The sequence below is a fragment of the Cohnella sp. SGD-V74 genome, assembly GCF_003001675.1.
Lineage (GTDB): Bacteria > Bacillota > Bacilli > Paenibacillales > Paenibacillaceae > Cohnella.
This window is the reverse complement of sequence record NZ_PVYW01000001.1, coordinates 78,047-96,734: the sequence shown is the minus strand read 5'-3', so window position 1 is coordinate 96,734 and position 18,688 is coordinate 78,047. Positions and strand designations below refer to the sequence as shown.

Sequence of the window (18,688 nt, the reverse complement as noted above, 5' to 3'; positions counted from 1 at the left end):
AGGAACGACGATATGAGAATAGCATTAGAAGTGGCCTGGAACGAGGCCGTCCGTCTATGCCGAATCCGCACCGTCATCTTGATGCTGCTGGGGCTGCCGCTGCTGCTTATTTTCCTGCTCGGCAACGCCTTGCAAAGCGACCTCGAGCCCGTCCGGCTTTCCGTATCCGTCGGCGACCGGGGGGCGCTCGGCGAGGCGGCGGAACGTTATCTGGCCTCCCCGGCTGCAGCCGGCTATGTCGACGCGCAGAACCGCGGAAGCGAAGCCGAGGTTCGCGAGGATGTGCGCTCGGGCGCGGCGGATTTCGGGTTCGCGCTGACCGAGACGGGCGTTCGTTATTTTCCCGGATCTTTTACTGAACGCAACATGATCGCCGAATCCGTCCTGAACCGCTTCACGGCAGACGCGAACGTTCGCCTGTCCTCGGCGGATCTCGCTCCGGGTCTCTCCGGGGAAGCGGTCGAACAAAGCCTGTTCGCGGTTTACGCGAAGGAGCGGGTGCAGATCGGCACGCTGCTCTCCCGGGACAGCGTCGGTTTCGACAACTTCTCGGCCGTGCAATACTATTCGGTCGCTTACTTGGTCATGTTCCTGCTCTATTCCGGCATGTCGGCCGCTCTCAGTCTGACCGAGGAGCGGGAGAAGGGGACGCTGCTGCGTCTCTACTCGATACCGGTATCGTTAAACGTTCTGCTGCTGGGAAAATTGATGGGCTCCGCTCTGTTCGCTTGCCTGCAAGCGATCGTGATCGTCGGGTTCACCCGAGGGGTGTACGGCGTAGATTGGGGCGGCAGCTACGGGGCTATCGTGCTCGTCTGCGCGCTCGTATCGGCGGCGGCGATCGGCTTCGCCATCGTCATATGCTCCTTCGTCCGCAATCGCAGGGCGATCGAATCGATCTTCAGCCTGGTCATTGTCGCGATGACTTTCCTGAGCGGCGGGATGATCGCCGATATCGGCTCAGGCCTGCGCGATATCGGCAAATTCACGATCAACCATTGGGCCAATGAAGCTCTTCGGCGGCTCATGGCGGGCGGCACTCTGGGCGAGGGCTGGCTGGAGGCGCTCATCCTCGTTGCGATTACAGCGACGATTCTGGCGGCTGCCGCGTTCAGATTCCGGAAGGCGGTGGCGTTAACGTGAACAGTCTGATCATTGCCAATCTTCATATCCGCAGGACGCTGGGCAACCGGAAGGCGCTAATCGCGCTCGTCCTGCTTCCGATTCTGGTCATCTCGGGCATCGTGGGCCTGTTCGGCCGATCGTCCGACGTTCGGGTTTCGGTCGCGCTGCTGAACGCGGACGGAGGATGGCTTAGCGAGCCGGTGGCGGATGCGATTCGCGACGTCGGCATCTACGAGGTGCTGGAGCAGGATCCGGCCTCGACCGATCTGGAACGGCTGAAGGGCGAAGTATATGACGGCAAGCGGGGCGCGCTCGTCTACATCCCGCCAGACTTCACCGCCAAGCTGCTGAGCGGCGAGGAGACGGCGATCCAGCTCATCCGTAAAAACGAGAGGTCTTGGAACGTGTCTTTAGGACTGACGCTGTCGGAGACGACGAATCGCTTGGCAGGCACCGCTGCGCTGGCTGCGGCGGCGGAGGAGGGGCCGGAGGAGCGGGAGAGGCTCGTTCGCTCGATGCTGGAGAAGCAGGCGGCCGAGGGCTTGCGCGCCGAACGGGAGCAGATCGTCCATAGGGCTAACAATGCGTACGTGCTTGTCATCGGCCTTATGCTCGTGTTCGTGATGATGCTGGTCAATCAGTCCATCCACGGTGTCGTCGAAGATCGCGACAACCGGACAATGGCCCGAATCTTCGCGGCGCCGGTCCGGGCTTCGGAGATCGCCCTGGGCAACTTCCTCGGCTGCTTCCTGCTCGGGACGATCCAACTCGTGCTCATTCTCGCCGTGACCCGGTACGTCATCGGCTTCGACCTGGGCGTGCCGTTCGGCGTGTTGGTCGCGGTCATGGAATGCTTCCTGCTGGCGGCAGTCGGGCTGTCCACCGCTGCGGCCGCGCTCGTGAAGAACAGCTCGATGCTCGGCAGCATCAACAATATGATCGTCGTTCCGACCTGCATGCTTGGCGGCTGCTTCTGGCCGATCGCCATGATGCCGGACTTCATGCGGAAGCTTGCCAACTTCACGCCGCAGCGGTGGGCGATCTCCGCCCTTGAGCAGGCGTCCGCGGGCGAATCGCTGGCCGGCATCGGCCTTCAGCTGGGCGTGCTCGGGCTGTTCGCCGCCGTGCTGCTCGCCTTCGGCTCCTACGTACTGCGTCCCGCCGATCGCTGAAGCGGCGGTTCATCACGAAATTCCAATGGGCTGCCCGGCGCTGGTGCGCGGGGCGGCCCATTCTTTTCAAAAAATAGGAATGAAAATAGTCAAGAAACCAAGTTGCCAGATCATAAGATGGAGTATAAGATAGAGTTAAGACACAATATTCTGACAATTCGGTCAACATCTCAAGCCATGCGAATAGGGCAGGAGGAGGGGATGGCCGTGAACCGAAGTCACGAAGTGGAATACTGCAATCTGGAGCTTCGCTTCGATCGAAGGCAAATCCAGAACTTGATCCGTGAGCTGATCCAGGACGGTTACTCCCTGTACTGGAACGAGAGCGAGCATCATTTTATCGTGTCGGTGCGAACGGGGCGCAAGCTGCTGAAGCTGAAGTTTCTGAGAACGATGGGACGTTACAAGATGGTAGGCAATTATCTGGTCAGGGACGAGAAGCTGGCGATCTGGATCGAGAAGCTGATCAACGATTCCCGCGGCCACGCCGTCGTCAAGAGATTTCACGATCGTCAGGTGCTTAGAATCGAGAATATCATGTTCGGTGAAATTATCCGACTCGTGGAGGTGTCCGGCATGGAACATCGCATTATTTTTCAGAAAAGGCCGCAAGTGACGGTGGAAGACATGGTGCAAGCGTTCAGGTCGAACAGAGCCGAGCTGCGAGCGGGTGTTCTGCGGCTTGAAATCGATTACGAGCTTGCCGTGCTGCACGAAGCGATCCAGAATGGATGGCAAGACGCCGTAGAAGCGAGCAAGGAAAAGCTGATGGTCATGAGGACGGAAATGCTGCAGCTCGAGCTGTAACGCCCGCAACTCCGATATTTTCTCCTCCATATATTGAAAAGCGGAGCCTCATCTTGGAAGACGATGGCTCCGCTTTTTCTGTCGCTGCGAGGTCGACCGGTCAGGCTTGCGCGAATTCCAGCTCGATGTGGATTTTGATCGTGTCTCCGACGAGGAATCCGCCGGTCTCGAGCGCGGCGTTCCAGGACAGGCCGAATTCGGAGCGGTTGATCGCGCCGTCGGCGACAACGCCGAACTTCGTGTTGCCCCAAGGGTCTTTGGCCGGACCGGAAATTTCGGTGTTCAGCGTGACGGATTTCGTGACGCCGGCAATCGTCAGGTCGCCGGTCAGCGCGTAATCTTCCCCGCCCTTGGAGACGAGCGCCGTCTTCTTGAACGAGATTTGCGGGAACTGCTCGGCATTGAAGAAGTCCGCGGATTTCAGGTGGCCGTCGCGGCTTTCGTCCTTCGTGTCGATGCTGTTCACGTCGATCGTCAGCGAGGCCTCGAGGCTCGCGAGATCGGCCGGATCGGCGGATACGGACGCGTCGAAGTCGTTGAAGCTGCCCCGTACGTTCGTAATCATCATGTGCCGTACGCTGAACGTAATGCCGCTGTGGGATTTATCCAGGTTCCAAGTGCTTGCTGCCATCTTTGAACACATCCTTTATAAATTATATTAACTATTAAAATATAAGTAACACAAAAATGCAAGAACTTTTTTTCGTCCTGCCCTTTGGCGACGATCGCGAGGGAATGCAAATGATGGTTTTCATCTCCGGGCAAAAAGAGTACAATAACCTTATTGTGAAAATTTTGCGCTAAAGGATGAAGAAAATCATGTCGAAAGCTAACATTGGCGTCGTCGGCCTGGCCGTCATGGGGCGCAACCTGGCTCTTAACATCGAGAGCCGCGGATTCACGGTCGCGGTGTACAACCGCTCGAGAGAGAAAACCGATGACCTGCTGAACACGGAAGGACAAGGCAAAAACCTTGTCGGCGCCTACTCTGTCGAAGAGTTCGTGAACTCCCTGGAGAAGCCCCGCAAAATTTTGATCATGGTACAAGCCGGAGCAGGCACCGACGCGACGATCGATTCCCTCGTGCCTCATCTGGATCAAGGCGATATCATTATCGACGGCGGCAACGCCTATTTCCCGGATACCCAGCGCCGCAGCAAGGATTTGACGGCCAAGGGCTTCCACTTCATCGGCACCGGCGTCTCCGGCGGCGAAGAAGGCGCGCTGAAAGGCCCGTCCATCATGCCGGGCGGACCGGAGGAAGCTTATCGTCTCGTCGAGCCGATTTTGACGGGCATTTCCGCCAAGGTGAACGGAGATCCGTGCTGCACGTACATCGGACCGGACGGCGCCGGACACTACGTCAAAATGGTGCACAACGGCATCGAGTACGGCGACATGCAGCTCATCTGCGAAGCTTACCAATTGCTGAAGGACGTGCTCGGCGTCTCCACGGACGAGCTACACGACATTTTCGGCGAGTGGAACAAGGGCGAGCTGGACAGCTATCTGATCGAAATCACGACCGACATCTTCGCGCAGAAGGACCCGGAGACCGGCAAGCCGATGGTCGACGTCATCCTTGACGCTGCGGGACAGAAGGGTACGGGCAAGTGGACGAGCCAAAGCGCGCTCGACCTTGGCGTGCCGCTGTCCATCATTACGGAGTCGGTATTCTCGCGCTTCCTCTCCGCGATGAAGGAAGAGCGCGTCGCTGCGAGCAAAGTGCTCAAAGGACCGCAAACGAAGCCGTTCCAAGGCGACAAAGCGGCGTTCATCGAGAGCGTGCGCAAGGCGCTGTTCGCCAGCAAAATCTGCTCCTACGCGCAAGGCTTCGCGCAAATGCGCGCCGCTTCCGAGGAGTACGGCTGGAACTTGCGCTACGGCGATATCGCGATGATTTTCCGCGGCGGCTGCATCATCCGCGCGCGTTTCCTGCAAAACATCAAAGACGCCTACGACCGCGACCCGCAACTTCGCAACCTGTTGCTGGACGAGTACTTCAAAGGCGTCGTCGAATCGTATCAGGACGCATGGCGCGAAGTCGTCACGACTGCGGTCGCTTACGGCGTTCCGGTTCCGTCGTTCGCCAGCGCGCTCGCTTACTACGACAGCTACCGTTCCGAACGTCTGCCGGCCAACCTGCTTCAGGCGCAGCGCGACTACTTCGGAGCGCATACGTTCAAGCGGGTGGACAAGGAAGGCACGTTCCACCACAACTGGATCCATTCCTAATGCTCTTGTTCGCGCGGCAGAAGCTCGCTTAGCATCGTGCGGAAGCAGTCGGTTTCCTGGCCGCTGGGGCTGCGCCGATGAAGCAGCAGCAAGGCCATGTCCGCGAAACAGGCAAAATGGGCAAGCAGCTGTGGCCGATCGAGTCCCGACCATTCGGGGGCTCTATCGGCCACTTTTTTCTTGATGAAGCCGAGCGCCCACAGGACGTCCTCGCGGCACAGGGGATAGGAAGGGTCGAGAAGGCGGCGGAGAGGCTGCTCGAACGGCGGCTTCGGCCGGTAATTGTTCACGGTAGACATCACCTTTACTTTGCGCGCAGGATTGTACACTATCAAACTTACGGTAAAACTCGTCGTTTTATACCTTGGAATCGATATGCTATGATGGTTATAAAGTAAAAATAAAACATGGGACGAATTATGGCAGGAATGGGGAACGTGCATTGAGCGGTAGCGATTTCGGCATGAACATTATTCTTGTAGGCTTTATGGGAACCGGCAAATCGACGGTCAGCCGTCTGCTGTCGGAGCGTCTCGGCTGGGAATGCCTGGACACGGACGAAGTCATCGGGAGATTGGCGGGCAAGTCCATTCCGCAAATTTTCGCAGAGGACGGAGAGACGGCTTTCCGAGACTGGGAGAGCGAAGCGGTGCGGGAAGCGTTGAACGCGGAGCGGCGAATTGTCGCCACCGGTGGAGGCGCCGTGCTGCGCGAGAGCAACCGGCTGCAGATGCTGGAACGGGGAAGGGTCGTGGCGCTGACCGCGGACAAGGCGAGCTTGATCCGCCGCGTGACGAGCGCCGCCGAGGGCACGCGGCCGCTGCTCGCGGGCGACGCCGAGGCTCGCGTCTCGCAGCTGCTGGAATCGAGGCGGCATGCCTACGATTTCGCGCATGCGAGAGTGGACACGACGGACAAGTCTCCCGAAGAAGTCGCCGAGGAGCTGCTTCGGGGGCTGCCGGAGGGCTGGCTGTAACGCTGAACGCGTAACCTCAGCCCTCGCGACGGCTTTTAAGCCTGGTCGAGCTCGTTCCAAGCAAGCATGCCGCCGAGCAGATTGGTGGCGCCCTCGTAGCCGAGCGAAGCGAGATACTGGCAAGCTCTGTCGCTGCGCGCGCCGCTGCGGCAGATGAGGATGACTTCCTCGTGCTTCGGGATTGCGTCGAGCTGCTGCGGCACTTGGCCGAGCGGAAGATGACGAGCGCCGTCGATCATGCCCTGGGCGACTTCTTCCTCTTCGCGAACGTCGATCATATGCGGAGTTTCCCCGGCGTCCAGCCGGGCTTTCAGTTCCTCCACGGTTATCGTTCCATAATGACTCATGCGGGGACCAGCCTTCTTTCCAAGAGTATAGATTCATCATAAGAAAATGCGCACGGCGCTGTCAAACGATAGGCGGTAATGATGATGAGAATCGTGCTCGGCATCGCTCTTGCGGGCTTTCTGGGAGCGCTCGCACGGTACGGGGTCGGATTTCTGTTCCCGGTCTCGGCAACCCCGGACGCTTTTCCGTGGGCGACGGCATTCATCAACTTGTCGGGCTCGCTGCTGCTGGGCTTGCTGACAGGCTGGCTCGCGGGCCGATCGGCCTCGTCCTGGATCGGCGAGGTGCTGGGCACGGGCTTTCTCGGCTCGTATACGACGTTCAGCGCGTTTAATGGGCAGCTGTGGCTGCTGCTGGAACATCGGGCCTACGGCTTCGCCGCGGCTTACGTATTGGCCAGCGCGGCGGCGGGCTGGGCGTTGGCTGCGCTGGGCTTGACCTTGGGCAAGAGAGGGGCGAAGCGGACATGAGCGGTCTCGGTCTCGCATGCCTGGTCGGCCTTGGGGGAGCGGCGGGCACGCTGCTGCGCTTCGGAGTCGGCCGCTGGTTCTCTTCCAAGGACAAGCCCGGATTTTACGGCACGCTTGCCGTGAATCTGGCCGGTTCGCTGGCGCTGGGCCTATTTATCGGACTTGGACTGGAGCAGCGCAACGCCGCGGCCTACGCTTTTGCCGGAATCGGCTTTCTGGGCGGGCTGACGACCTACTCCACCCTGAACGTGCAGAAAGCGACGATGCTTCGCGGAGGAGCGGCCGCAAGGCGGACGCTGATCGTCTACTTGGCCGCGACTTATGCCGGCGGCCTGGCGCTGACCGCGGCCGGCGTCGGATTAGGCTGGCTAATCTATCATTAATAGCTTCCAAGGAGCGTGTATAACGAACATGGATATGATTGTAACCCCGACTGGCAAACTGAACGGCGAGATTCAAGCGCTGTCCTCGAAAAACTATACGACCCGCTATCTGCTCGTCTCCGCGCTGGCGGAAGGAACGAGCACGATTCTGTACCCCGCGCACAGCGAAGACGGCGAAGCGATGCGGCGCTGCATCCGCGACCTCGGCGCAGTCGTCGAGGAAGACGACGAGAAGATCGTCATTACCGGCTTCGGCCGCAACCCTCGTCCGACGAAGGAACTGGATGTCGGCAACGCGGGCGCCGTGCTTCGTTTCATTATGTCCGTGGCGGCTTTACTCCCCGAAGTGCATTTCGTCAATTCGTACCCCGCTTCCCTCGGCAAGCGTCCGCACGACGACTTGATCGTCGCGCTGGAGAGCATGGGCGTTCGGATCGAGCATCAGAACGGGCGGCTGCCGATGACGATTCGCGGCGGTCAGCCCCGCGGCGGCAAAATCCAGGTGTCGGGCAACGTCAGCTCCCAGTTTCTCAGCTCCCTGCTGTTCCTGACGCCGCTTCTGGACGAAGACAGCGAGATCGAAGTGCTGCACGACCTGAAATCGAAAGTCGTCGTCGGCCAGACGCTGGAGGTGCTGGAGCAAGCGGGCATCGTTATCGAGGCGTCCGAAGATCTGATGCGTTACCGGATTCCCGGCAAGCAGAAATATAAGGCCCAGACGTACGTCGTCCAGGGCGACTACCCGGGCTCGGCTGCCATTCTGGCCGCCGCGGCCGTCACCGAATCGGACGTCGTCGTTCACCGGCTGAAGGAAGACAGCAAGCAGGGCGAGCGGGCCGTCGTCGACGTGTTGAAGGCGATGAACGTTCCGCTTACGCATGAGAACGGCATCGTGCGCGTCAAGGGCAACGGCAAGCTGACGGCGGGCGAATTCGACGGAGACGAGTTCACCGACGGCGTGCTGGCGATGGTCGCCGCAGCCGTGTTCGCGGAAGGCACTTCCCGTTTCTATAACGTGGAGAACTTGCGCTACAAGGAATGCGACCGCATTACCGACTACTTGACGGAGCTCCGCAAGGCGGGCGCGAACGTCGAGGAGAAGCGGGACGAGATTATCGTCCACGGCCGTCCGGAAGGCGTGGAAGGGGGCGTGGAGATCGACGCGCACTACGATCACCGCGTCATTATGGCGCTGACGATCGTCGGCCTTCGTTCCGCCAAGCCGATTCGCATCAAGGACGCGCACCATGTCGCCAAATCGTATCCGATCTATTTCGATCACCTGAAGTCGCTTGGCGCCCAGGTCGAATGGACAGACTACCCGGGTTCGCTTGTTTCTGAAAGTACGTGATCAAAAGTGGATTTTTTGAACAACTTCTAAATTAAGGGAGGTTTGAAGGATGGCTTACGTTCACCCGTCCCGAGAAGAGATCAAACGTATTTTGGAGCAATCCGCCACGATCGCCGTCGTCGGTCTGTCCGACGATCCGTCCAAGACGTCGCATATGGTGTCCGAAGCGATGCAGCGCAAAGGCTATCGCATCATTCCCGTCAATCCGAACGCGGAGACGATTCTCGGAGAGAAAGTGTACGCTTCGTTGAAGGACATTCCGGAGCCGGTGGACATCGTTAACGTATTCCGCCGTCCGGAGCATACGCCTCCGATCGCCCGGGAAGCCGTCGAGATTGGCGCGAAGACGCTGTGGCTCCAGCTCGGCATTCTGAACGAGGAAGCGGGAGCGCTCGCCGCCGAAGGCGGGCTTAACGTGATCATGGATCGCTGCATTAAAGTGGAAGATTCCATTCTGCTGCCGAACGGTAAGGCTTAAGCAGATTGCCCGTTCCCTTCCGCGGCGCCGTCGTCCTGGCTGACGGCGGCGCCGCGAGATCGTTGCGGGGAGGAGGAGACGCATGTACGGAATCGGTTACCTGCAAAGGCTGGGCCGGGCGATGATGCTGCCGATGACGGTGCTGCCGGCCGCAGCCATCTTTCTGATGCTGGCGCGGCTGCCGTGGGATTCGTTCGGATGGGAGCAAGTGCCCGAGATGCTGCACGCCGCGGGCATGGCGATTTTTGAATACGTTCCCTACGTGTTTGCCATCGGCATCGCGCTCGGGATGTCCAACCAGTCCGCAACGGCGGGCATGGGGGCGCTCGTCGGGATGTTTATTTTTCATGTCGTGGCCCATACCTACGATCCGAACGGCGTTCAGCCGTCAATGTTCGCCGGGGTGGTCATCGGCATTTTGTCCGCTTGGGCGCACGACCGCTTCAAGTCTTTCCGGCTGCCCGAGTATTTGCAGTTCCTTGGAGGCTCGCGGTTCGTTCCGTTGTTTATGAGCGCCGTGTCGCTCGCGTTCGCCTGGTTGATGATCGGTCTCGGAGAAGGGCTGCAGAGCTGGGCGGCTTCGGCGGGAACGCTCGTCTATTCCGCAGGCGGCTTCGGCGTGTTCCTGTACGGGTTTCTGCACCGCATTCTCGTCGCCTTCGGACTGCACCATATTTTGAATCATCTGTTCTGGTTTCAGGTCGGGGAATATCAAGGGGCGGACGGAGCGGTCTACTTCGGCGATCTGCCGCGCTTCTTCGCCGGGGATACTTCCGCGGGCATCTTCATGGCCGGCCTGTATCCGACGATGATGTTCGCCTTGCCCGCCGTCGCCTTCGCGATCATTCACGAAGCGCGCGAGGACTTGAAGCCGAAGACGAGCAAGCAGTTTCGCGCGGCCGCGCTCGGCTCGTTCCTGACGGGCATTACCGAGCCGGTCGAATTCGCCTTTCTGTTCGTCGCGCCGTACTTGTTCCTCATTCACGCGGTGTTGTCGGGCGGGGTCATGTGGCTCGTCTACGAGCTCGACATCCATCACGGCTTCGCGTTCTCCGCCGGAGTGCTCGAATACTTGGTCAACCTGCCGCTCGCCCAGAGAGGCTGGCTGCTGCTGCCGATCGGGGCGGCTACGGGATTGCTGTATTACGTGCTGTTCCGGTGGAGCATTCGCCGCTTCCAGCTCGCCACTCCGGGGCGCGAGGATTCGACCCGGCTGGACGATTGGGCGGGGGACATCCCTTACCGGGCGCCGCTTATTCTGCAAGCGCTCGGCGGCAAGGAGAACATGGTTCGGCTCGAAGCCTGCATCACCCGGTTGAGGCTGACTTTGGAGGACGACCGCAAAGTCGACGTGCAGTCGCTGCGTCACCTCGGGGCGGCGGGCGTCATCCGCCTTGGCGGAGGCCACGTGCAAGTCGTGTTCGGCACATTCTCGGAGCTGATCCGGGAAGAGATCCACAAGATCATGCAGACCGACGTGCAGCAGATCCAGTTCCATTCCCCGGTGCAGGGGAGGATGATTCCGCTCGAGGAGGTCGACGATCCGATCTTCTCCGGACGGCTCGTCGGCCGGGGCGTCGCGTTCGTCCCGGACAAGGGAGAGCTGGTCGCTCCGGTGCAAGGCAAGATCATTCACATCCACCCTTCGCTCCATGCGATCGGTCTCGTGACGAAGGACGGCCTGGAAGTGCTGCTGCACGTCGGCATCAACACCTCCCAGTTGGAAGGCAAAGGCTTCACGGCGCTCGTCCAGATAGGAGACGAAGTGTCCCCGGGTCAGCCGCTGCTGAAGTTCCATATTCCGACGCTGAAGCAGCACGCCAAATCGCTGGAGACGCCGATGGTCATTACGAACAGCGACAAGGTCAAGTCCTGGAGGTTCGCTCCGTATAAAGCGGTCAAAAAGGGTCAGGCCGCAGTCATGTCGGTTGTCGTGCACGAGAGAGAGAACAAGGGGGCGGAGAAATGATACAGGCATTGGGGGCGTCGCAGGGGATCGCGATCGGCAAAGCCTTCGTGCTTCCGCATTGGGAGTGGGAGCTGCCGGATCAGAAGATCGACGTAGGCGATCTGGCCAAGGAGTTCGACCGGCTGTACGAGGGGATTCGCCGTTCGAAGACGGAGATCAGCCAGATGAAGACGGAGCTGGACGAGGCGGTCGGTTCCGAGGAGGCGAGCATCTTCGACGCCCATCTGGCGATTCTGGAAGATCCGGTGTTCATGAACGAGATTCAGGGCATCATCCAGCGGCAGTATAAGGTGGCCGAAGTAGCCGTCAAGGAAGCGATCGATCACTTCGTCACGATGTTCGACCTTCTGGACGACGAGTATATGAAAGAGAGAGCGCTGGACATCAAGGACGTGGGCAACCGGCTCCTGAAGCATCTGCTCGGCGCGCCGGAGATTTCGCTGCCGGAGGATACCCAGCCCTTCGTACTCGTCGTGCGAGAGCTGTCGCCTTCGCAGCTCGTTCATCTGAAGCCGGAGCTCGTGCTCGGCATCGTGACGATGGTCGGCAGCCCGACGTCGCATTCGGCGATCATGGCGCGGGCGTTCGGCATTCCGATGGTAATGGGCGCGGAAGGCAAGCTGGAGCAGCCGATCGGCACGGGAGATCTGCTGATTCTCGACGGCGAGACGGGCATGCTTCAGGTTGATCCGACGCCGGAAATGGTTGCCCGCTACACCGAGATGCGTCGGCGGCTGATCGCGCAGAAGGAGCAGCTGCTCAAGCTGGCCGAAGTGCCTTCGGTGACGATGGACGGCCTGTCGCTCACGCTGGCGGCGAACATCAGCTCTCTGAAGGAGCTGGAAGCGGCGCTGGGCAACGGCGCGCAGGGCGTGGGCTTGTTCCGGACGGAGTTCCTGTACATGGACAGATCTCATTTTCCTTCCGAAGAGGAGCAGTTCGAGGTGTATCGGACCGCCGTCCAGAAGCTGAAAGGCGAGACGCTGGTCGTCCGCACGCTCGACATCGGCGGAGACAAGCAGCTGGACTACTACGAAATGCCCGAGGAGGAGAACCCGTTCCTCGGCTTCCGGGCGATCCGCTTCAGCCTCAAGCGCAAAGATTTGTTCAAAATTCAGCTTCGCGCCATTCTGCGGGCGTCGAACTACGGCGACGTACAGATCATGTACCCGCTGATTACGTCTGTCGAAGAGGTGCGCGAAGCGAACGAGGTGCTGGCCGAAGCGAAGCGCGAACTGGAGGCCGAAGGCGTTCCGTTCCGCTCCGATATCAAGGCCGGCATTATGGTCGAAGTTCCGGCCGCCGTGGCGATCGCCGATATTTTGGCCGAGGAGGCGTCGTTCTTCAGCATCGGCACGAACGACCTGATCCAGTTCACGCTGGCGGTCGACCGGATGAACGAGCAGATCAGCCACATGTACGAACCGTTCCACCCGGCGATATTGCGGATGATCCGCTCGGTCGCGCAAGCGGCCAAGGCGAAGGGAATCCCCGTCAATATTTGCGGGGAGATCGCGGGCGACGTGAACGCGCTGCCGATCTGGCTCGCGCTTGGCATCGACGAACTGAGCCTCTCCGCGCAGGCGATTCTGCCGGTGAAGGAGCGCCTGCTGCGCTCCAAAGCCTCCGACAGCCGCAGGCTGCTCGACGGCCTGTTCCGCTGCAGGACGTCGAAGGAAGCGCGCGAGCTTGCCCGCCAGTTCCACGCAGAAGCGGCGCTCGCCCCGGGCAGCGCCAACCCGCTTGTGTAGCGTGAACGGCCGGCTGCCGCGTTTGCGCGCCAAAAAAAGCCCGCTCCGAGCGCCAGAAGCGGCGAACGGGCGGGCGAGGGCCAAAACGGCCGCGAGAGGCCGCCAGCGTTAGCGGCCGAACAGCAGGTCGCAGAACGCCTTCGCGTACGGTGGAAGATCGGGCGGTCTGCGGGCGGAGACGAGATTGCGGTCGACGACGACAGCCTCGTCCACCCATGTCGCTCCGGCGTTTTCCATGTCGTCGCGGATGCCGGGCGTCGAGGTTACCGTCCTGCCGTTTAAGATCTTGGCGGAGACGAGCACCCATCCCGCATGACAGATTTGGCCGATCGGCTTGCCGGCGGCGTCCATCCGGCGCACGAACTCGAGCACGCGAGGGTCTCTGCGGATTTTGTCCGGGGCCCAGCCTCCGGGAACGAGCAAGCCGTCGAATTTGTCGGCGTCCAGCCCGTCGTACGAGATATCGGCCACGGCGGGAACACCGTACTTGCCGATGTGCTTGCGGCCTTGCACCGGTCCGGCGTACAGCACTTCCGCGCCTTCTTCGCGCGCGCGGTAGACCGGATACCAAAGCTCCAAATCTTCGAATTCGTCATCCAGCAAACATACGACTCTTTTGGTCGAGGCCAAGGCAGGCCACCTCCATTTCGATAGAACGATAGGGATCAGACATCCATTGTACCAGAACTTGGCCCTTCCTTCACGTTCGCGGCCAGGCAAGAGAGAGGAGTGATCCGCATGAAGGGAAAATGGAGGTACATACCGGCGCTGCTCTGCATGATCGCCATATTCATATCCTCGTCGCGAAGCGGGGACCAGCTCGACAGCGTGCTGCCGTGGGTTCAGCGCTGGCTGCCTTTTTTATCCGATTTTAATCCGATGCACTACGTCGCCTATTTCATCCTGGCCTTGACGATCGCGTACGGGATGGGCGCGCGGTCGGCGACATGGGGAGGCTGTCTGCTTAATATCGCCGTTTGCGTCGTGTACGGACTGACGGACGAATGGCACCAATCGTTCGTGCCCATGCGCAGCCCGGACCCGCTCGACCTGCTTCACGACGGCATGGGAGCCGCGGCGGCGAGCCTGCTCGTGCTGCTGATCTACCGACTATTTAATAGGCGCCGTTCCAGAAATTACACCGCTTCTTGAGCAGGAGAAAAAGCGGCGGTGAGCGAATATGTTACGGATAGCTCTTTGTAATTAAGGAGAGAATGCCGTTGCTTAAACGTTGCTCATGCGGAGAAGAAATGAGCCTGGGTCTCCGTACCGTCATTTTCGCGAGAAAAGTCAATATCAACAACGTCCCGGTGTACAATTGTCCGGGATGCGGAAGGAACGACGTGTTTCCGGGCGTGAAGGAGGATGTCGGCAAGCTGGTCGGCCAGCTTGGCGCCAGACCCGACCCGGGCAGTATCCCGTTCGATCAGGTTCACGAATGGGCCGGCGTTCTGTCGCAAGCGCTGCACGTTTCCGAATCGCTGCAAGCGGCGGCGATCGCGAGGGCGACCGAGGAGAGAATCGATCAACTGCTCGATCTGCTGCTTATCGCTTCATCGTTGGAAGACGAACGCTGGAAGAACGAAATACATACGCGTCTGAGCCAATTGAGTGCCCAATACGTTTCATAGCGCAGATGAGAGGGGCTGTCCCGGACGGGGCAACCCCTTTTGTATTTCGGAGCGGTTATTTTGCGTGCCACTCCATTTTCTGCTACGATATTCGTAACGATTTTCAAGGAGGGAACTACCTAATGGCCAATCTGCAACAGCTTACGTCTCTTGAGCAATGGAACGCCGTGCTGGAAGGATCTTCGGGCAAACCGCTGCTCGTATTCAAGCACAGCACAAGCTGCCCGATCAGCGCCGGAGCCCGCGAAGAGACGGTTCGTTATATCGAGAACGACCGTTCGGAAAAAGTGGATTACGCGATCGTCCATGTCATCGAGGACCGCCCGGTCAGCAACGAAATCGCGGAGCGGCTCGGCGTCAAGCACGCTTCCCCCCAGGTCATTCTGGTGAAGGACGGCGAGGCGGTATGGAACACTTCCCACTGGCATATTACTTACGACTTCCTGTCCGAAAAGTTCGGAGCTTCGGCTAACGGCTCTTAAGCCGGGCCGGAACGTAGTGGAAGCTACATGAGCACCGGAAGGCCCGGCTGAATGCAAGATTCGACGCCGAATCCGCTTCCCCGAGTCCCTTCGTGATCAAAATTGGACTTTTTGAACTACCGTTCAAATGAAGGTTCGAAAAGTCCGGTTTTCAGCACCAAGAAGGTTGTATGAAGCTTAGGGACTGAGGAGCGGAACGTAGTGGAAGCTACATGAGCACCGGAAGGCCCGGCTGAATGCAAGATTCGACGCCGAATCCGCTTCTCCGAGTCCCTTCGTGATCAAAATTGGACTTTTTGAACTACATTATATAGGTTTGATTGCTAAACATGCGGTTTTGTCGTATCATTACCTTAATAATCCATGATGGGACAAACCTCCGGTTTGCGGTCATGAACATTGGAGCGAATCATTGTGACGGTAACTATTTACGACGTGGCACGGGAAGCAGGCGTGTCGATGGCGACGGTATCCCGCGTCGTCAACAATAATCCTAACGTCAAGCCTCAGACGCGCAAAAAAGTTTACGAGGCGATAGAGAGACTCGGCTATCGGCCGAACGCGGTCGCGCGCGGTTTGGCGAGCAAGAAGACGACGACGGTCGGCGTCGTCATCCCCGACATCGCGAACGCGAACTTCGCGGAAGTCGCCAGAGGCATCGAAGATATTGCCAACATGTACCACTACAATATCATTCTTTGCAATGCGGACAAGCGCAAAGACAAAGAAATCCGCGTCATCAACACGCTGCTCGAGAAGCAGGTCGACGGCTTGCTGTTCATGGGCGGCGCGGTTACGGACGAGCATATTCAGGCGTTCAAGACGTCGAACGTGCCGATCGTGCTGTGCGGAACGAAGGACGAGAAGGGAGCGATTCCTTCCGTCGACATCGATCATGAAGCGGCCGCATTCGACGCGGTGACGAAGCTGATCGGGGAAGGACACCGGTCGATCGCGATGATCAGCGGCACGCTGCAGGATCCGGCGAACGGATACGCTCGTTATCAAGGCTATAAGCGCGCGTTGGAGGAAGCCGGCCTGCCCCATCGCGAAGATTACGTGCGCGTCGGCAACTACAAGTACGAATCGGGCATCGAGGCGATGCAGTATTTCCTCGATTTGCCGGATCGCCCGACGGCGGTATTCTCCGCGACGGACGAGATGGCGATCGGAGCCGTTCATTGCATTCAGGACGCCGGACTTAGCGTTCCCGAAGACGTATCCGTGATCAGCGTGGACAACAGCCGGATTTCGTCGATGGTGCGCCCGCTTCTGACGACGGTCGCCCAGCCGATGTACGATATCGGAGCGGTCTCGATGAGACTGTTGACGAAGCTGATGAAGAAAGAAACCGTGGACAACGCTACGGTAACGTTGCCGCATGAATTAATCTTGCGTCGTTCCGTTGCCGGACCGAAAGGCAACTGACATTTGCAATAACGGAAGCCCTGCTCGGCGAGCTCGCCGAAGCAGGGCCTCTTTTGTGGGACCTAACTTAATCGACTGGCAAGGAAGGACGGATTTGGGATGACGTTCGGAACGATCGGCATTATCGGAGCGATGCAGGAGGAGATTGAGCTTCTGCTTGAGCAAATGGACAACAAGCAAACGGAGATCCATGCGGGCATATCGTACCATCGCGGCGTTTTTCGCGGGAAGAAGGTCGTACTGACCCGTTCGGGCGTCGGCAAAGTGAATGCGGCGGTATGCACGCAGATCTTGATCGACAAGTTCGGAGCCGATGCGGTTCTGTTTACCGGGGTGGCCGGCGCGGTCGATCCGGACCTGAACATCGGGGATATCGTTATCTCCTCCAGCAGCCTTCAGCACGACATCGACGTTACCGCGCTCGGCTTTCCGCGGGGAACGATTCCGTATCAGGACATATCGGAGTACAAAGCCGACGAGAAGCTCGTCGCATTGGCCGAAGAGGCCGGACGCGCCTTGTATCCGGGGCGCTGCAAGGTCGGCAAGATTTTGTCAGGAGATCAGTTCATTGCCGATCGCGAGGTTGTGAAGACGCTGCATGAGCAGTTCGAAGGGGCCTGTACGGAAATGGAAGGGGCTTCGGTCGCGCAGGTGTGCTTCATGAACGGCATCCCTCACGTCATCATCCGCTCGATGTCCGACAAAGCCGACGGATCGGCGCACGTGAACTTCGCCGAGTTCACAGTGGAAGCGTCCAACCGCTCTTACGCAATCGTCGAGAAAATGGTCGCGTCGCTTTGAGTCAACCGATATAAACAGAGCCGCGCCGCAGTCATCCCGGATTTATCCGGAGATCTGCGGCGCGGCCTTTTTTTACCCGATGTGCTGCAGCGCGATTTCGAGATTTTTGAGGTTTTTGTCGGTGATCTCGGCCCGACGCGGCATCGGCGTCCAAGTCTCCAAGTCGTCCAGCCAGGTGGATGGAAGCGGGTAGTCCGGCAAGCGATCCAATGGCACGCCGGGCCAACCTTTCGGCAGCAAGCCGCCGTCCGCTTGGGCGTCGATGGAAGCGAGCAGAGGATGATCGTTCATTTCCATCCACAGCAGGCTCCAAGCCCGCGGCACGACTCTCCAGTGATCGTACCCTCCGCCTCCGAGGGCGACCCATTTCCCGTCCGTATAACGGTCTGCGAGCCCGCGAATCATTTTCGGCATCTCCCGATAAATGCGCATGCTGCAATGAATATGGGCGAGCGGATCGAATGCGTGCGCGTCGCAGCCGTGCTGGCTGACGATGAGATCCGGACGGAACGCGCGGGCCGCGCTCTCGATCGCCTTGCCGAAGCATTCCAGCCAGGAATCGTCTTCGGTGTAAGGCTCCATGGAGACATTTAAGCAGGTTCCGTAGCCGGAAGAGTCGCCTCTCTCGTGAGGAAAGCCGCTTCCGGGAAACAGAAATTTGCCCGTCTCGTGAATCGACAGCGTGAATACGTCCGGATCGGTGTAAAAAAACCATTGAACTCCGTCCCCGTGATGAACGTCCGTATCGATGTAGAGGACGCGGGCCGAATATTTCTCGCGCACATGGGCGATCGCCGCGGCCGCGTCGTTATAGACGCAGAAGCCCGAAGCCCGCTCCTGGAAAGCATGATGCAGCCCGCCGGCCAGATGCATCGCCCGCGTCGCTTTACCCGACATGACCGCGTCCGCGGCGGCCATGGAGCCCGCCGCCAGCTCGATCGCCGCCTGATGCATGTCGGGGAAGTACGGAGTATCTCCGTCCGCCTCCAGTCCGTAACGGTCCGCCAAGCTAAGCGCTTTCATATCGGGCTCGGCAACGCTCAGCGCCTGCACGACCTCGATGTAGTCGGGTCTATGAATGTCCCGGACTCTCTTCTCGGCTTCGGCGACGGAGAAGGGAGGAAGGGATTGTCTGTCGTCCAGCGCACCGCTCTCCCTCAGCAAATTTTCCGTCAGCGCCAGCCTGACCGGGTGAAAGGGATGATCGTCGGAAAAGCGATAATGCCCGGATGCTTGATTGTCAATCCATATCGTATTGGAAGCCAGATAAGGTCGCCTGCC

21 protein-coding genes are annotated in these 18,688 nt (G+C 59.4%); 16 read left to right on the top strand and 5 right to left on the bottom strand.

The genetic code is table 11. From position 1 onward, the window contains the following. The first annotated feature begins 12 nt into the window (after positions 1–12). From B0G52_RS00460 to B0G52_RS00450, 3 genes are all read left to right on the top strand, one after another. On the top strand, positions 13–1,143 hold the full coding sequence (locus tag B0G52_RS00460) for an ABC transporter permease (protein WP_094041554.1): 1,131 nt from the start codon (positions 13–15) through the stop codon (positions 1,141–1,143). Beyond that, a complete protein-coding gene (locus B0G52_RS00455; RefSeq protein WP_158223523.1) occupies positions 1,140–2,297 on the top strand; it encodes an ABC transporter permease in 1,158 nt (385 codons plus the stop codon). Before B0G52_RS00460 ends, B0G52_RS00455 begins: the two co-directional genes overlap by 4 nt. A 207-nt stretch (positions 2,298–2,504) precedes the next feature. After that, complete coding sequence (locus B0G52_RS00450) at positions 2,505–3,104, top strand: hypothetical protein (RefSeq protein ID WP_094041974.1); 600 nt, start codon at positions 2,505–2,507, stop codon at positions 3,102–3,104. Between the two features lie 100 nt (positions 3,105–3,204). Here B0G52_RS00450 and B0G52_RS00445 read toward each other — a convergent pair whose 3' ends face one another. Beyond that, positions 3,205–3,735 carry a YceI family protein gene (locus B0G52_RS00445; protein ID WP_094041552.1) on the bottom strand — a complete coding sequence of 177 codons (531 nt, stop codon included), beginning with the start codon at positions 3,733–3,735 and terminating at the stop codon, positions 3,205–3,207. A gap of 188 nt (positions 3,736–3,923) precedes the next feature. Between B0G52_RS00445 and gndA the strand changes: the two genes are divergently transcribed. Further along, entirely contained in the window at positions 3,924–5,339 is a 1,416-nt protein-coding gene (gndA, locus tag B0G52_RS00440) for an NADP-dependent phosphogluconate dehydrogenase (RefSeq protein WP_094041551.1), read from the top strand. On the opposite strand, the gene B0G52_RS00435 is transcribed toward gndA, so the two are convergent. Beyond that, positions 5,336–5,629: a hypothetical protein gene (locus B0G52_RS00435; RefSeq protein ID WP_094041550.1), complete on the bottom strand. Its 294-nt coding sequence runs from the start codon at positions 5,627–5,629 to the stop codon at positions 5,336–5,338. The two genes, gndA and B0G52_RS00435, sit on opposite strands and share 4 nt — an antisense overlap. Positions 5,630–5,781: 152 nt before the next feature. Here B0G52_RS00435 and B0G52_RS00430 point away from each other — a divergent pair, with 152 nt between their 5' ends. Then, on the top strand, positions 5,782–6,315 hold the full coding sequence (locus B0G52_RS00430; RefSeq protein WP_369826945.1) for a shikimate kinase: 534 nt from the start codon (positions 5,782–5,784) through the stop codon (positions 6,313–6,315). A 35-nt stretch (positions 6,316–6,350) separates the two neighbouring features. Here the strand turns inward: B0G52_RS00430 and B0G52_RS00425 are convergent, their stop codons facing one another. Then, positions 6,351–6,662 (bottom strand): rhodanese-like domain-containing protein, encoded by a 312-nt coding sequence (locus B0G52_RS00425; protein ID WP_094041549.1) that lies wholly within the window; start codon positions 6,660–6,662, stop codon positions 6,351–6,353. A gap of 84 nt (positions 6,663–6,746) precedes the next feature. Here B0G52_RS00425 and B0G52_RS00420 point away from each other — a divergent pair, with 84 nt between their 5' ends. The 6 genes from B0G52_RS00420 to ptsP all read left to right on the top strand — a co-directional run bounded on the left by B0G52_RS00420 (position 6,747) and on the right by ptsP (position 13,065). Next, a complete protein-coding gene (locus B0G52_RS00420) occupies positions 6,747–7,133 on the top strand; it encodes a fluoride efflux transporter FluC (protein WP_158223522.1) in 387 nt (128 codons plus the stop codon). After that, positions 7,130–7,516, top strand: coding sequence for a fluoride efflux transporter FluC (locus B0G52_RS00415; RefSeq protein WP_094041547.1), 387 nt, complete (start codon positions 7,130–7,132; stop codon positions 7,514–7,516). Before B0G52_RS00420 ends, B0G52_RS00415 begins: the two co-directional genes overlap by 4 nt. A 28-nt stretch (positions 7,517–7,544) precedes the next feature. After that, the gene (gene aroA / locus B0G52_RS00410; protein ID WP_094041546.1) at positions 7,545–8,867 is read left to right on the top strand and encodes a 3-phosphoshikimate 1-carboxyvinyltransferase; all 1,323 of its coding nucleotides are present in this window, start codon (positions 7,545–7,547) and stop codon (positions 8,865–8,867) included. Between the two features lie 49 nt (positions 8,868–8,916). Beyond that, positions 8,917–9,345 (top strand): CoA-binding protein, encoded by a 429-nt coding sequence (locus tag B0G52_RS00405; RefSeq protein WP_094041545.1) that lies wholly within the window; start codon positions 8,917–8,919, stop codon positions 9,343–9,345. Positions 9,346–9,427: 82 nt separating this feature from the next. Then, positions 9,428–11,314, top strand: a complete 1,887-nt coding sequence (locus tag B0G52_RS00400) for a glucose PTS transporter subunit IIA (protein ID WP_094041544.1) — start codon at positions 9,428–9,430, stop codon at positions 11,312–11,314. Beyond that, positions 11,311–13,065, top strand: coding sequence for a phosphoenolpyruvate--protein phosphotransferase (ptsP, locus tag B0G52_RS00395; protein WP_094041543.1), 1,755 nt, complete (start codon positions 11,311–11,313; stop codon positions 13,063–13,065). The genes B0G52_RS00400 and ptsP overlap by 4 nt, the downstream gene beginning before the upstream one ends. Positions 13,066–13,173: 108 nt before the next feature. Here ptsP and B0G52_RS00390 read toward each other — a convergent pair whose 3' ends face one another. Beyond that, on the bottom strand, positions 13,174–13,695 hold the full coding sequence (locus tag B0G52_RS00390) for a type 1 glutamine amidotransferase domain-containing protein (RefSeq protein ID WP_094041542.1): 522 nt from the start codon (positions 13,693–13,695) through the stop codon (positions 13,174–13,176). A gap of 108 nt (positions 13,696–13,803) precedes the next feature. Here B0G52_RS00390 and B0G52_RS00385 point away from each other — a divergent pair, with 108 nt between their 5' ends. The 5 genes from B0G52_RS00385 (at position 13,804) to B0G52_RS00365 (ending at position 17,407) form a co-directional block, all read left to right on the top strand. Further along, complete coding sequence (locus B0G52_RS00385) at positions 13,804–14,217, top strand: VanZ family protein (protein ID WP_094041541.1); 414 nt, start codon at positions 13,804–13,806, stop codon at positions 14,215–14,217. A gap of 68 nt (positions 14,218–14,285) precedes the next feature. After that, complete coding sequence (locus B0G52_RS00380; RefSeq protein WP_143762482.1) at positions 14,286–14,696, top strand: TraR/DksA C4-type zinc finger protein; 411 nt, start codon at positions 14,286–14,288, stop codon at positions 14,694–14,696. Between the two features lie 122 nt (positions 14,697–14,818). Further along, positions 14,819–15,178: a bacillithiol system redox-active protein YtxJ gene (gene ytxJ, locus B0G52_RS00375; protein ID WP_094041539.1), complete on the top strand. Its 360-nt coding sequence runs from the start codon at positions 14,819–14,821 to the stop codon at positions 15,176–15,178. Between the two features lie 414 nt (positions 15,179–15,592). Continuing rightward, positions 15,593–16,606, top strand: a complete 1,014-nt coding sequence (gene ccpA, locus B0G52_RS00370; protein ID WP_094041538.1) for a catabolite control protein A — start codon at positions 15,593–15,595, stop codon at positions 16,604–16,606. Positions 16,607–16,705: 99 nt separating this feature from the next. Continuing rightward, complete coding sequence (locus tag B0G52_RS00365) at positions 16,706–17,407, top strand: 5'-methylthioadenosine/adenosylhomocysteine nucleosidase (RefSeq protein WP_094041537.1); 702 nt, start codon at positions 16,706–16,708, stop codon at positions 17,405–17,407. A gap of 72 nt (positions 17,408–17,479) precedes the next feature. Here B0G52_RS00365 and B0G52_RS00360 read toward each other — a convergent pair whose 3' ends face one another. Further along, on the bottom strand, positions 17,480–18,673 hold the full coding sequence (locus B0G52_RS00360) for an acetoin utilization protein AcuC (RefSeq protein WP_094041536.1): 1,194 nt from the start codon (positions 18,671–18,673) through the stop codon (positions 17,480–17,482). Between the last annotated feature and the right edge of the window lie 15 nt (positions 18,674–18,688).

Bases quoted from the DNA above. Each gene is read 5' to 3' on its own strand.
- B0G52_RS00460 (WP_094041554.1), top strand. From the start codon at position 13: ATGAGAATAGCATTAGAAGTGGCCTGGAACGAGGCCGTCCGTCTATGC.
- B0G52_RS00445 (WP_094041552.1), bottom strand. From the start codon at position 3,735: ATGGCAGCAAGCACTTGGAACCTGGATAAATCCCACAGCGGCATTACG.
- gndA (WP_094041551.1), top strand. From the start codon at position 3,924: ATGTCGAAAGCTAACATTGGCGTCGTCGGCCTGGCCGTCATGGGGCGC.
- B0G52_RS00425 (WP_094041549.1), bottom strand. From the start codon at position 6,662: ATGAGTCATTATGGAACGATAACCGTGGAGGAACTGAAAGCCCGGCTG.
- B0G52_RS00420 (WP_158223522.1), top strand. From the start codon at position 6,747: ATGAGAATCGTGCTCGGCATCGCTCTTGCGGGCTTTCTGGGAGCGCTC.
- B0G52_RS00415 (WP_094041547.1), top strand. From the start codon at position 7,130: ATGAGCGGTCTCGGTCTCGCATGCCTGGTCGGCCTTGGGGGAGCGGCG.
- aroA (WP_094041546.1), top strand. From the start codon at position 7,545: ATGGATATGATTGTAACCCCGACTGGCAAACTGAACGGCGAGATTCAA.
- B0G52_RS00405 (WP_094041545.1), top strand. From the start codon at position 8,917: ATGGCTTACGTTCACCCGTCCCGAGAAGAGATCAAACGTATTTTGGAG.
- B0G52_RS00400 (WP_094041544.1), top strand. From the start codon at position 9,428: ATGTACGGAATCGGTTACCTGCAAAGGCTGGGCCGGGCGATGATGCTG.
- ptsP (WP_094041543.1), top strand. From the start codon at position 11,311: ATGATACAGGCATTGGGGGCGTCGCAGGGGATCGCGATCGGCAAAGCC.
- B0G52_RS00385 (WP_094041541.1), top strand. From the start codon at position 13,804: ATGAAGGGAAAATGGAGGTACATACCGGCGCTGCTCTGCATGATCGCC.
- ytxJ (WP_094041539.1), top strand. From the start codon at position 14,819: ATGGCCAATCTGCAACAGCTTACGTCTCTTGAGCAATGGAACGCCGTG.
- B0G52_RS00365 (WP_094041537.1), top strand. From the start codon at position 16,706: ATGACGTTCGGAACGATCGGCATTATCGGAGCGATGCAGGAGGAGATT.